Origin of the sequence: Agrobacterium rosae, assembly GCF_002915175.1 — a bacterium.
GTDB lineage: Bacteria > Pseudomonadota > Alphaproteobacteria > Rhizobiales > Rhizobiaceae > Agrobacterium > Agrobacterium rosae.
Genome location: NZ_NXEJ01000016.1, coordinates 15,611 through 28,611, shown reverse-complemented (window position 1 = coordinate 28,611; position 13,001 = coordinate 15,611). Strand labels below are relative to the sequence as shown.

Below are 13,001 nucleotides of genomic sequence, written 5' to 3'. Positions count from 1 at the left end.
AATTAAATAGAAAATATACCCGAAGGCGCGTGGAGCACGGCATCTTCCAAAGGTTGCATAATCGATTGACTCTCACAACAGACCAGCCGAACATCGCTCGATATTACAGGGGCAATGAAAACCACCATGTCGCCAGACCGCTTTAATCAATGCTTGCGGGTCATCCGCTGGACGCCAATAAATATCGCGTCCGCTCTGCAATGTGAACTTTCGTGGATCGAGGCCCTGGAAGCGGGCAATGACGCCGTCCCTGCAGGCCTGGCCGAATGGCTTGAAACGCTTGCACAGGCCCATGAGGCTCTTCCGCCACCAATCACCTACAGAGGCAAACNAATGGCTTGAAACGCTTGCACAGGCCCATGAGGCTCTTCCGCCACCAATCACCTACAGAGGCAAACAGTCGACCCTCTGATCGCCAACGCCGCCATCTTAACAATCACCGGATCACACATTAGGAAACATGTCACCGCAACTCTGTGCCTCATCGCTTTTGATCAGCCAGCCGATTGCCATTCAGGAATTTGTCGAGTTCAACAGTACGGGATCTGGAATAGCCGAACTTCTTCAGCAAATTGCGGCCACCGGTCTACGGCCGCTCGAACCTGCTCTATAACCTCCCTGGCATCTTGATCCGGGATCGACGCCCCCCTGGAAACCGCCAAAAGGTGAGACATGCCGGGGGTTCTACCTTCCCCGGCTATTGCCGCGCTGTGCTCACCGCCTGGTCCCGACGAAAAAGTAAGATCGTATGCGGGTGCAGAAACGCAAGCCGGTTTAGATCCTCCATTGGACGCCGCCCCCTAAGGCGTCTCCAAGGGGACACCACCGACCGCGACCCAGCTTCCCACAGAAGGATCGATTTTTTGCAAGGCCCCATCTGGATCGTAGACGCGCAGTTGCGATGCTGATCGCTCAGAGCTGCGATAGATCACGAGATTGGTGCCACCGGGACGGGCTTGCGACGGAAACAGGATGCCATCCAGCCCTGAAGCCACGACATCATCCGCCATGTACCAGGTCGACGGCTCGATCGACTTGTCGAACCATTCGGCGCGCCAGTCGATCGCAAAATCCGCCCAAACCGCTGGCCACAGGCCGGGATCGAAGCCGGCGCTGAAGTCCGCCACGCGGAGTTGTCTGATGAAGAAGGTGCAGATCGTGCCTGGCTGTATCCATGGATTGTCCTGCTTGTACTCCCCCAGCACCGTCGCGTCGTCCGCAGACAGGTAAAGCGCCTCCTGACAGGGGCGATTGAAGCGCCCGCCGCGTCGTCCGCGCCCATACCGGACATTGGTGTCCCTGCATAAGCGGGCACGATCACCCGGTAGTGGGCGACATCGTCGTGCTCACCGATCATCGCCTCAATCATCCAGCGGCACCGCCTGCAAGCGACTCCAGATAAGCAATCACTGCCTCTGCCCTGCCTTCGTGAACAAGCGCGTCGGCTGTCTTGTAGCCGAAAGCACGTAGCGGCTCATTGCGAAGCAGGAACGCTGCCCTCTCCACATCGCCAGTCATCTCGGTGGATACGGCGAGCACGCGCACCAGGTCCTGCAGATATTACTGCAGCTGGGGTGCCTGGGGCCGGGTCGTGGGTGTGTTGCGATGCACATGCGCGCGCTCCGCAAGCTCCTGCACTTGAAACCCGAAGAAATTTCCGACCCTCGCAGGAGACAGGTATTGGGTGTTGGGTTCCCGGAACCGTTCAACGAAGGGCTGCTGCAGCACGGCGTTCATGGCTCAATCCTCGCACTTAAAATGCGCTATTATTGAACTTAACTTCAACTCCACTTGACCTAAATATGCACTTAAATTGCACTCTGCGCAATTTTCACCTACCAGCCTGGGTGATCGGCACCTCTCCTAAGATGGCGCGATGCGACTGTTGTGGGATCGAGCTAGCACGTTGGACGGATCGCACGCTCTCGCAAAGGACAAGCCGCCTCGACCAATTCCGGTTTGTTCGTATGAAGGCTCTCAGTTATGTGGCCGACTGCTGAACGAGCGGCTGACGCAGGCCGGGGCCGACGCCATGGCCGTGTATAGGGCTTGCCGGTGGCTTTGGCCTGCCGAACTGCCAGATCGGAGAGTGGCGTGCTGTTTTAGCTGCTGAACGTGCGTCAGGACCCGCCGCAAATTCCAGTCGACCGCCCGTTCCGTATTCTTGGAATGACGGCCACAGCCAGTCTGCAATAATCATTCCCACGCGCAACGTCTTCGACTGTGAAAGGTGTTTTTACCTGTTTTATTATGCGGCCGGCCATTCGGAAGGGCGACAACGGAGGCACCACCTGCCATGAGCCAGCTTCAACTTATTATTCGAAAACGTGCGCATTGTTGCTTTTACAACCGCTCAAGCAGTTCTGTTTTTTTCGCTGCGAATTCTTCGTCCGAGATTATACCTTTTGACCGCAGACCAGCGAGCCGTTCGATTTTGCTGATAATATCATCTTGATGAAAAGCTGTCGGCTCGGAGACCAAGTTCGTGCTTGGAGGCGTCACAGAAGGAATCGGTGCTGCCTCCATCAGATTGGGCATCGCTCCCTGCGTGTCTTGAGGCGTCTCCGGGCTGCCAGCGGCGGTTACGATGTCGAGATCAGCCACCCGGACGAGCCCATGCTGAGAGGTGAAGGTTAATGACTGATCGCCGCTCTGCTGTTGGGAAAAGCCACCTATGTTGTGGTCTTTAGTATCATAAACGGTGATCTCTCCGTTCACATCGATTGCCAGCCTGCGGGTGACCGGGAAGAACGCGTATCGAAGGTTGTTCTGCGCGCCAGTCGACGAAGCCTGGCCGAGATGTTGTGGCCAAGAACTGCTGTGCGAACTTGACTGGTAAAAAAAGCTGCTTCCATTTCCCTGGCTTTGAGACTGATAAGGCCGATCAGATTTTGGGCCGGATAGCTTACCCGACCTTATGCAATCGGCAATCTCGGAGCAGAGCATATCGACCCGATGCTTCAGACCATTGTTGAACATGTCGCCGACCATGATCATGCCGCCGCTCGACCATTGCCCCATCCCGCCAAGTTCGGAGTGATTGAACTGTGCCTGATTGGTATGGCCTGCAATCAACGCCATTGTGAGATGCTCGATGACACCTTGGCTGACGCCGTGTCGCTGGGATAAGTCATCGACAATGCCTTGTTCGCGAGTATCTCTGATCACAAGCTGCGCTCCATTGGTTCGGAATTTCTTATTACATTTGCCGAGCTATGAAGATAGGCATGGCACAAGCTTTGACGCGTCAGCGAGTTTGGGCCACGCAGAAAAGGGCAAGCGCTCGGTAAACATCTGCAAAAGTCATACCGTGCCTCAGTCGTTGCCTCCCGAAAGCGCTTTGACCATAACCCATAATCAAGAGTTCAACGCAATCTGATCCTCGATTAAGACCGATTCCGAAATCCCAACGTTCGCCTATTGCTTCGATGAAGTCAGTTTCAAAATGATTACTGCCGGAGGCGTCGATCCAATGACGCTTCAACCGGGGCGACAGACGCTTCTTCACAATCTGACAAGCCCCCTGGCTCCCTCGCCAAACCTTCCCGCAAGGAGTTGCCTTCATGGATTTTTTGATTGGCTGGGCATAGAGATTTACGCGCGTGGCGACAAAAACAGCTCGGACAAAGACGGTGAGCGCCCCTTCGATCTCGTGGCGATAGACGCGCCAGCAGTAACCTCACCCAACGCAAAACGATCAATCGATCACATCGACATCCTCTGGGCACCACCAATTGGGGGTATGATTATAACGATCACGGCGCTCTACGATAAAACTTGCGCAAATTCAGTTACTATACTAGATTTGTGAAAATGCTATAGGAACCTTCCATGAAGCAGATCGATCTCATGTTCCGTACAATGGTCGCGGAGCTTCAGCAACGGACTTTCGATGCGCAGTGGTCGGCAGACTTTCCGCCAACAGGTCGCTTCGTCAAGGTGACGGTCGATAATCGTGCATATTGGTATTTCGATCAACCGAATGGTCAGGGTGGTCAGAAACGGCGATATGTAGGGCCGATCGATGATCGGGAAATTACGGCACGGGTCGAAACCTTCAAGGGCGAAAAGGATGATTTCCAGAACCGTCGAAAGATGGTCGCGGCTCTCACGCGCGAGGCGGGCATGATTGCACCTGATCGCTTCACTGGCATAGTCATCGAAACGCTAGCAGCGGCCGGTCTATTCCGTCTTCGCGGCGTCCTTGTCGGCACGGTCGCATTTCAATGCTACTCTGCCCATCTCGGTGTCCGCCTGCCTATGGCCGCGATCCTGACTGGTGATGCAGACCTGGCGCAAGACTATGCGATCTCAAGCGAAGTACAGGATTCGATACCGCCAATCGTTGATCTGCTGCAGAGCGTCGATCCATCCTTTCGCGCACTGCCCCATGTTTCCGGCTCGCCCCTCTCGAATGCCTTCCGCAATTCATCTGGATACCGGGTGGAATTCCTCACGACAAATCGAGGTGGTGAGGATTACTCGGACCAACCGGCAAAGATGCCCGCTCTTGGTGGGGCGTCGGCCGAACCTCTGCGGTTCATGGATTTCCTGCTGCGTGATCCGGTCCGAACGGTTCTGCTCCACAGTGCCGGCATCTCAGTCGTTGTGCCTGATCCGTCAAGATTTGCAATTCACAAGCTGATTGTCGCCGGTCGTCGCAAAGATGATACCGGTGGAAGAGCCAAAAAAGCTAAGGATTTACGCCAGGCCGGAATGCTATTTGAAGCATTGCAAGAAACAGGCGATGGCGCAAACCTCGCTGATACTCTGCGTGAAGCCTGGGATCGAGGTCCTTCATGGCGTAGCGCTCTCACGGCGGGCGTTGATGCCGTCGACAAGCAATACCAACCAGCGGTCCATAAGATTTTCGCGATTCTTCCGACCGATGAGGTCCATCACCATAGCACGTGATGCTTTCCGCCGAGGCTATGACGTCCGAGCTCTTGGTGCCAACACCTGGCGAGCCGATATGACGCGACAGATGAAACCCGCACGCAGCAGTTTGCACGAGATTTAAAAGCGCTGGATTTTGCGGATTGATCGTCAAGAACTGTGCTCAAGGTGCCATGGAAGACGACCTCAATATTGTCCTTTAGACTTGAGGCGCTTCTGCCCCCATCGCCTGATCTCGATTAACAATAAGCGCCGATGATGACGTTCAGTTCTTTAGAAGAGCTCAAACCATCGAGAACCCATCGTCCCGCTTCTCAGACGTACCTCACTTGCGCCACGCGTGCTGGTTAAATCGGCGCTTTAAGCGCCCTCTCACAAACATCCAGCACTGCATGCTGTAACAGCTAGACGCGCTGCGCCACCCAAGCCATTTGTTCGTAATTGATTTCATAAGCGGGCCAGTATCGGGCATCGACATAACTTCAGGAACAAAATGATGTTCTGAAAAGCCATTGCTGATGCAAAGAGAAACTGGCAATAGCTATCTGGAATAAAGTTGAATGGTCTTCACTTCCATCAACCCAGCGTTAGCCTGCGTAAAAACACCGACTTCAAGGAAGCACGATCATGGCAACGAAACCCCGCAGACCATTAGACCCCAGAGACGCAGCCGAGGCTCTGTTTGCAGCACCCAAGAAAGCTGCGGCACCCGCCGTGGAAAAACGCGCTATTCCCAATACGAAAGAACTGGTGTCTTTGAAGATAGACAGTGATGTTCTTGCGTATTTTCAGGAAGATGGACCGGGCTGGCAGGAGCGGATAAATGATTTCCTGCGAACCGGCATGGTGGCGCAAGACGACGATGAGGTATGAGATGACAGGAACCTGGTGTCTGAGTCATAAACGCAACAAACCGGACTATCTCAGACCAGGGACACCGTCGTCCCACTATCCAGAACAATGTACAGGTCCCTGATCATGCCAGCAGCGAGAAGAAATGTGTCTCGAACCTGGCTGTCATCACGCCATCCTCGCTCAACGGATAATGCGGTCGTGTGAATATCAAGCACGATATCACGGCCGGGGCCGTTCGGAATACCGACTGCTTCGCGCAAATCCTTGATCGTTGCGACGGCACGCTCCAACATCCGACGCTTTTGAAACGCATCGAGACGGTCGATGCGATTGGCATCTCGAACAAGGTCACCAATGAAATCTGTCGTCAGGCTCATGGTTGAAAAATGCCGCACGCATCCGACTTTTCAAGTCTCGGCGGAACAAAAAGTACCAAAATTAGCGCTTTGATTTTCTCTGTGATCCAACAGCATCACCACACAACCGATACACGTAATTTCTACGGCTGTCGTCATCCAGCGAACGCTGCCCTAGCTCAGCGAGCATTGTCTGATATATGCGAGGCCAGAGCTCACATTGCACAGGGTTTCAAGGCTCGGGTCCTTGCCGTATCGTGACCTCTGCGCCATAGGCTTGGCGCAGATCGTTCTGGCCAGGCTGACGGTCATTTGAATGATGCAGCAGCGTCGAGGTATATCCCATTTCACGCGTTCCCTCGATAAGAGTAACGTCGGCATTACCGGGATTGACGGAACGCTCGAACCATTCGACCGGATGCTGCAGAAAACTCATTTCAAAGGCACGGTTGGTGACACCGTGGCCGACGATCACCACATTGTCGTGGCCATGTCGGGCCTCGTGCATGATGGTCTGCAGGAACAGCCGCATGCGCTGCGCGACATCGGCTCGGCTCTCGCCATCGGGCGGCCGGGCGTAGAATTTGCCGTTGTTGCTGCGCAGTCTTGCCCATTTTTCAAATTCATCGGGAAACTTTTGCTTGCGATCGGCGTGATCGTAAATCTCAGTGAAGAGCCCAAAATCCTGCTCTCGCAATAGATAGTCTTCGCGCACCTTGCCGACGCGCTCGACAGGCAAGGCCTCAAGCAGAGCGTCCTTGCTTTGACGGGTCCGTAGGAACGGTGAGTACCACACCCGCAGCTTCTGCAAGCCCGGTTCTGTAAGGCCGTCCAAATATGCCGCGACTGCAGCCCCGGCTTGCGTGGCCTGGCGATATCCCCAATGCGTCAACGGTACGTTGTGATCGCCAAACTGGCTGTAAGCCCGCTCATCCAGATTGCCCAGGGATTCGCCGTGGCGAACAAGAAAGACACGCATCAGCTATCCTGCTGCAAAGGTTAGGACGCCACAGCGGCCATGGACGTGGGACGCATGGTCGACATCCCTCGTGGCATCGGCAAGCCTTTATTATCACATGATTGCAGGACCGCGAGAGCACAAAAGCAGCGGCAGGCCACAAATTGCTGTATCGCCTCGTGGGATATCGAAAGCCTTCATTCCTGATAGGCGCGTGCGATACACTGCCTGAGATCGCCAAACCGGAAATCCGATCGCGTCAAAATATTAGACATGCGCGCGCTGTTGAGGAAATGCGTGTGGCGTTGTGCAGCCGACAGAACGCCCGTCGCCTCGCGGTCAGACTTGCCGAATTGACGATTGGCCGCGCGCGCAATCAGACCATTTGCGCCGTCCGTGTCCTGCATCTTTTTTAAAAGTGCGGCAAAGCGTTCCAGTGCCAAGGTAAAGTATTGGCGCAGGGTGACAAGGTGCCGGCGGATGCCTCCATACGCAAACAAAAACCGGCACCGCGTTTGAAAATTGTGCGACTTGCGCCGGGAGTTCATCCCGGCGGAATCCGTCCACGGTAAAAGTGGAGGTGTTACACGCCCAACAAAACAGTGGCACAACTACAACTGAACACTCGACAATCACTTTCGCTAATCCCGACCTCTGGGAAGCTGGCGCATGCCGCAGACAGAATTACATATTCGCACAACACGGCTCAAACGAGCCGACGAACAAGGGCTGCATGGTGGCTACAAGTGTACGTTTAGAGGAGGCTGCAAGGCTGGGGGTTCGGAATTTCCCAGTAAGTGCTGTCCCGTCGCGCATCTTTAAGGATCTAGCCGCTGAATACATCAACTCTTTAAATTCATTTAGAGCGACGCCATCCGCACGCATGACAGCAAGGATCAGCGGATCGCCGAAGATTTCAGCGAGGTTCATCTCGTCCTTCGTGTTTTTCATCGCGGTCTCCTTTCAACAAGTCCCACGCTCCCGAATATGGCGATGACTTGACAGTTCCGAGTTAGGGGTGTTACCAGTAAGTAACAATTCAACAGTTACCGACCAGTCACACCCATGTCAACATCACTTCAGGATAAAATTAAAACTTATGAAACCCGAAAAATCTGATCGCGCTTCCGAGCAGAAAATCGCGCCTCGTGACCGGATCGTTTCAACGGCCTGTCAGCTGTTTCGTGAACATGGCATACGCGGCATCGGGGTTGATGCCATCGCGGAAGCCGCCTCCACAAATAAGATGACGTTATATCGACATTTTGGCTCTAAAGATGATCTCGTATGCGAAGCGCTCAAGCATAGTTCTCGAACGCTGGAGAAGGCTTGGGAAGATCTTGCAACAGAGAACCCAGGCGACCCGAAGGCTCAGCTGACTGCATGGGTGAAAGCGCGCGCGGAATGTCTTTCCAGCGAGCCTTACGGATGTGATTTGGCCAATGCTGCGGTAGAGCTGAAAGAGCAAGGACATCCTGCGCATGCGATCATTGAAACATTGAAAATGGAACAACATTTCCGGCTCGCCGATCTTTGTCGTTCGACAGGCGTTACCGATCCAGAACTTTTAGCTGATACGCTATCCATGCTGTTGGAAGGGGCGCGTGTCAGCAAACTTGCAGCCGGCAAAGAAGGACCGTCGATGCGGTTTACGCGTGCGTGTGAAGCGGCAATGATCTCGTTCGGTCTAGGTGCGCAGGCTTCTTCCTGAATCCTGCGGGAGCACGGATGAAGTGATACCGAGAGCACAAAAGTAGATTTTGATCGCCCCACAGAATAACCATCAAACGAGACCTCGCCCCTTCGTCGTATTGTGTCATCGGACTTTCACGCTGAAGGTGTTGACCCACTCGAACCACTGGTATGGAATCCGCCTCATTCAGCGGTATCTCAGCTATGTAACCTTTCCCCGTTTGGCCAGGAAATCGAGAAGGGCGCGCACCCGCGACGGCAGCAGGCCTCCCTGCCCGATATGGATGGCATGAAACTCCTCCCGGTCTCCAGAATTATACTCCTCGAGCACCGGAACCAGACGGCCGGCCTTCAGATCGCCGCAGATCGTGAAATTGGCGAGGCGGGCAATTCCGCTTCCACCGAGCACCAGCTGTCGCAGAGCCTCGCCGTCACTGGCTTGGATCCGGCCGACGACTGGGACAAGAACCGTCACACCCTTCGATATCATAGGCCAGCCAACCATCGCGCGGGTGTAGCCCAGGCCCAGCGTGTCATGCCTTTCAAGGTCTTCGATAGTCAGGGGCAGACCACGGCGGTGAGCATAGGACGGCGCAGCAACGATGGTCATCGCGGTGTCGCCAAGTTTGCGCGCGACCAGGCTTGAACTTTTCAACGGGCCTGCGCGCACCGCCACGTCCATTCGATCTCCAAGGAGATCAACGACAAGATCGCTCTGTACGATATCGACGGTAATCGCAGGATATCGCTCCATAAATTCGGGGAGTATAGCGGCGAGCACATGAGTGGCATAGGAGGCGCTGGTGCTGAGGCGCAGGCGACCACTTGGAACCTCACCCGCACTGGTGGTCCGCTCCGCATCTTCGATATCTGCCAGGATACGCGTGGCCCGCTCGAAAAAGATGCAGCCTTCGGCAGTAAGCTTGAACACGCGCGTCGAACGGTTGATGAGACGGGTACCCAGCCGCGCCTCCAGCCGCGCGACCAGTTTGCTCACCGCGGAGGGCGTCATTCCGACACCACGAGCAGCCGCCGAAAAGCCCCCGCGCTCGACGACTTGCACGAAGACCTCCATTTCTCCGGATCGATTGACTTCTGCTCGAGCCATTGGTCCCCAAATTCACAAATGTTGTTCCAGACCGCAATCTATATCATCCAAGCTGGATCTTCTATCTTTGCCCAATAGTCCTGGAATTCGCTCCCATTCTCCGAAAAGGAAGACAACATGGAATACCGTTCTCTTGGCCGATCGGGACTCAAAGTCTCGGTCCTGAGTTTTGGCGCAGGCACGTTCGGAGGTACAGGCCCCCTCTTCAGCGCTTGGGGCACTTCCGATGTCACCGAAGCTAGGCGACTCATCGATATCTGCGTTGAAGCTGGCGTCAATTTGTTTGATACCGCAGATGTCTACTCCAACGGCGCGTCGGAGGAGGTGCTGGGTGCAGCGCTGGAAGGTCGTCGCGATACCGTGCTGATATCAACGAAAACCAGCTTACCTATGGGAGATGGACCAAACGAGGCGGGCTCTTCCAGATTTCGTTTGGTTCGGTCAGTCGAAGACGCACTTCGCCGACTTCGAACCGACTATATCGACATCCTGCAACTGCATGCTTTCGACGCCCAGACGCCCGTCGAAGAAGTCTTATCGACCCTTGATACGCTTGTTCGGGCGGGAAAGGTCCGCTACGTCGGCGTCTCGAATTTTTCGGGGTGGGAAACCATGAAGTCTTTGGCCGTCGCCGACAAGTACGGATGGCCTCGCTACGTCGCCAATCAGGTTTACTACTCCATTTTGGGCCGAGACTATGAGTGGGATCTGATGCCGATGGGTCTGGATCAGGGCCTTGGAGCACTCGTGTGGAGCCCGCTGGGGTGGGGTAGGCTTACGGGTAAGATCAGGCGGGGCGTTCCCATTCCGAAGGACAGTCGTCTGCACGAAACAGCAAGCTTTGGTCCTCCAGTCGATGAGGAACACCTCTATCGCGTCGTCGATGCTCTCGAAGATGTCGCAAGACAGGTCGACAAAACAGTTCCGCAAGTGGCACTCAACTGGCTCACAGGTCGGCCCACTGTATCTTCCATTATCATGGGTGCGCGAAACGAGGAGCAGCTCCGACAGAACCTTGGAGCGGTCGGCTGGCAACTAACGAGCGACCAGATTGCTTTCCTGGACGATGCCAGCATCGTTACCCCGCCATATCCGCATTTCCCCTATCATCGCCAAGAAGGCTTTGCTCGACTTAACCCACCGATAGTAGGTTCCATCACGCGTCGATGGTAAGTGTCGATGCTGGGCGTCTTGTAAGGCGGCGCTCTTGGTACGGGACGTTCATGCTAGGAATATTCGCGCGCGGCCGAGATGCCGACTACAAGCCATCTGGCGAATACCTAGCCGCCACGGACGAAATCCGGGGTCGAATGCCTCCCGAGGCCCGTACCTGGGAGCTGCCGCAAACATTGATTTCTTATTCTTGTCTCTACCACTTAAACGAGCTAGCAGTCAGCCCCGTCTGAAGTGAAACCTCGGCGGCTTTATGCGTCTGAAAAAGGAAACCGCAAGGCGTTTCAGACGGCTTAAGATTCTCGAAAGCTTCGGCCCAAGTCTTGAAACGAACTAAATGCAGCGTAACGTTTGGCATGAATTGCTGCCAAATCGCCTCCTGCTGGGGTGTAGATTTTCGCAACACGGCAAAGACTTGTCATCGCTGAACGTGCATCCGAGAAAGCCCCGCTGGCAACAGCACCGAGGATAGCAGAACCAAGGAGCACCGGTTCTTCCGATACCGTGGCGACGACAGATTTGCCGCAGGCATCAGCCAGAACCTGACGGACCAAATCGTGCTGACCGGCACCTCCGCTTATGACAACGCGCTCTACATTCGCGCCTGCTTCTGCCTGAACCTCGATGATTTGCCGCAGGCCATATCCGACGCCGCAAAGTCCGGCGACGTAAAGTGCCACGAGGCTTTCGAAGTCACGATCCATGCCAAGGCCCGCGATTACCGCACGCGCGTGCGGATCGGCAAAGGGCGCGCGGTTGCCGAGAAATTCGGGAACGACGTGTAGCCCTAGCGCAAGGTGAACGACATCTGACGCGCTGACTGAGCGTGCGACGGCCTCATCGGCAATCAGGACCGGCAGCGGCACTCCTTGGCTTGAAGCCTTTACCTGCGCCTCCGCAGTTGCTGGATGGAACGAGAGCAACCGTTCGATTGCAGCGCCTGCAGCGCTCTGTCCGCCTTCGTTGAGCCACATGCCTGGAACCATGGCAGAGAAATAAGGTCCCCAGACCCCTGGCACGAAAACTGGCTCCGTTGTCGAGGTCATGGTGCAGGAAGATGTTCCGAAGACATAGGCGAGATTGCTCTCGGGACTGCCATCAACACCTGCGGTTCCGATGCCACCGGCATGGGCGTCGATCATGCCAGCCGCAACGGCCGTCCCCGGCAATAGTCCCATGGCCTTCGCAGAGTCCTTCGACAAGCCTTGGCCAAGCGGTGTTCCCGGCTCAACGATGGTGGTGCCGATGCGGGCAAATTTTTCCTCGGCCAGTGTTCCAAGGCCGATCTTCTCGAAATAACTCGGGTCCCACCGATTTTCATGCGCCAGATAGGTCCACTTGCACGTGACGGTGCAGGTCGACCGGGCGAGATCACCCGCTGCTTTCCAGGTCAGGAAGTCGGCGAGATCGAAGAACTGCCATGCTGCATCGAAGGTTTGGGGGCGATTTTCCTTCAGCCACAGCAGCTTCGGCGTCTCCATCTCCGGCGATATCCGGCCGCCGACATAACGCAGCACGTCATGCCCCAAGGCATTGATCCGTTCTGCCTGACCAACGGCGCGGTGATCCATCCAGACGATGATATCGCGGTTCTCGTCTTCGGAAGGCCCCACGGGCAGAGGACGTCCACCCTCACCCAACACGACAAGCGAGCAGGTCGCATCGAAACCCAAACCGATGACGGCGGCCGGATCGACGCCACTGATGCTCACCACCTCCCGCACGACATAGCATACGGCATCCCATATTTCAGCGCTCGACTGTTCAACGATCGCACCAGCTTCGCGAAACAGCGAAATGTTTTGCTTGGCCACTGCCAGCATTTGGCCATCCAGATCGAAAAGGCCAGCGCGCGCGCTTCCAGTCCCGACATCGATGCCGATAACGTAGCCTGACATGGTGGGGTTCGCTGTATTGTTCATTTTCTCTGGCTCTTAAACGTCGTGAGGATCGAAAGATGACC

12 protein-coding genes and 3 pseudogenes are annotated in these 13,001 nt (G+C 55.4%); 5 read left to right on the top strand and 10 right to left on the bottom strand.

The features are described from left to right. Positions 1–126: 126 nt before the first annotated feature. Positions 127–331: pseudogene (locus tag CPJ18_RS27410) on the top strand (hypothetical protein); the annotation flags it as partial. A 469-nt stretch (positions 332–800) separates the two neighbouring features. On the opposite strand, the pseudogene CPJ18_RS26135 reads toward CPJ18_RS27410, so the two are convergent. From CPJ18_RS26135 to CPJ18_RS26125, 4 genes and pseudogenes are all read right to left on the bottom strand, one after another. After that, positions 801–1,286 (bottom strand): annotated as a pseudogene (locus tag CPJ18_RS26135) (RES domain-containing protein); the annotation flags it as partial. 79 nt (positions 1,287–1,365) lie between these two features. Beyond that, positions 1,366–1,539 (bottom strand): antitoxin Xre/MbcA/ParS toxin-binding domain-containing protein, encoded by a 174-nt coding sequence (locus CPJ18_RS27040; protein ID WP_197710919.1) that lies wholly within the window; start codon positions 1,537–1,539, stop codon positions 1,366–1,368. Between the two features lie 21 nt (positions 1,540–1,560). After that, complete coding sequence (locus CPJ18_RS27035; RefSeq protein ID WP_197710918.1) at positions 1,561–1,737, bottom strand: hypothetical protein; 177 nt, start codon at positions 1,735–1,737, stop codon at positions 1,561–1,563. A gap of 606 nt (positions 1,738–2,343) precedes the next feature. Next, entirely contained in the window at positions 2,344–3,168 is an 825-nt protein-coding gene (locus tag CPJ18_RS26125; protein WP_244554541.1) for an SHOCT domain-containing protein, read from the bottom strand. Between the two features lie 663 nt (positions 3,169–3,831). Between CPJ18_RS26125 and CPJ18_RS26115 the strand changes: the two genes are divergently transcribed. Continuing rightward, the gene (locus CPJ18_RS26115) at positions 3,832–4,914 is read left to right on the top strand and encodes a nucleotidyltransferase family protein (RefSeq protein ID WP_103660460.1); all 1,083 of its coding nucleotides are present in this window, start codon (positions 3,832–3,834) and stop codon (positions 4,912–4,914) included. Between the two features lie 609 nt (positions 4,915–5,523). Further along, a complete protein-coding gene (locus CPJ18_RS26110; RefSeq protein WP_103660459.1) occupies positions 5,524–5,769 on the top strand; it encodes a BrnA antitoxin family protein in 246 nt (81 codons plus the stop codon). Between the two features lie 50 nt (positions 5,770–5,819). Here the strand turns inward: CPJ18_RS26110 and CPJ18_RS26105 are convergent, their stop codons facing one another. From CPJ18_RS26105 to CPJ18_RS26090, 4 genes and pseudogenes are all read right to left on the bottom strand, one after another. Next, positions 5,820–6,128: a hypothetical protein gene (locus tag CPJ18_RS26105; protein ID WP_077105480.1), complete on the bottom strand. Its 309-nt coding sequence runs from the start codon at positions 6,126–6,128 to the stop codon at positions 5,820–5,822. A 211-nt stretch (positions 6,129–6,339) separates the two neighbouring features. Next, positions 6,340–7,086 (bottom strand): histidine phosphatase family protein, encoded by a 747-nt coding sequence (locus CPJ18_RS26100; RefSeq protein ID WP_103660458.1) that lies wholly within the window; start codon positions 7,084–7,086, stop codon positions 6,340–6,342. Between the two features lie 203 nt (positions 7,087–7,289). After that, positions 7,290–7,544: pseudogene (locus CPJ18_RS26095) on the bottom strand (type IV secretory system conjugative DNA transfer family protein); the annotation flags it as partial. A gap of 205 nt (positions 7,545–7,749) precedes the next feature. After that, positions 7,750–8,016: a hypothetical protein gene (locus tag CPJ18_RS26090; RefSeq protein ID WP_077123207.1), complete on the bottom strand. Its 267-nt coding sequence runs from the start codon at positions 8,014–8,016 to the stop codon at positions 7,750–7,752. 148 nt (positions 8,017–8,164) lie between these two features. Between CPJ18_RS26090 and CPJ18_RS26085 the strand changes: the two genes are divergently transcribed. Then, positions 8,165–8,776, top strand: coding sequence for a TetR/AcrR family transcriptional regulator (locus CPJ18_RS26085; protein ID WP_077105483.1), 612 nt, complete (start codon positions 8,165–8,167; stop codon positions 8,774–8,776). 183 nt (positions 8,777–8,959) lie between these two features. Here the strand turns inward: CPJ18_RS26085 and CPJ18_RS26080 are convergent, their stop codons facing one another. Next, complete coding sequence (locus CPJ18_RS26080) at positions 8,960–9,865, bottom strand: LysR family transcriptional regulator (RefSeq protein ID WP_103588155.1); 906 nt, start codon at positions 9,863–9,865, stop codon at positions 8,960–8,962. Positions 9,866–9,982: 117 nt separating this feature from the next. Between CPJ18_RS26080 and CPJ18_RS26075 the strand changes: the two genes are divergently transcribed. Next, entirely contained in the window at positions 9,983–11,038 is a 1,056-nt protein-coding gene (locus tag CPJ18_RS26075; protein WP_103660457.1) for an aldo/keto reductase, read from the top strand. Between the two features lie 293 nt (positions 11,039–11,331). Here CPJ18_RS26075 and CPJ18_RS26070 read toward each other — a convergent pair whose 3' ends face one another. Beyond that, positions 11,332–12,960 (bottom strand): FGGY-family carbohydrate kinase, encoded by a 1,629-nt coding sequence (locus CPJ18_RS26070; RefSeq protein WP_103660456.1) that lies wholly within the window; start codon positions 12,958–12,960, stop codon positions 11,332–11,334. Positions 12,961–13,001: the final 41 nt, after the last annotated feature.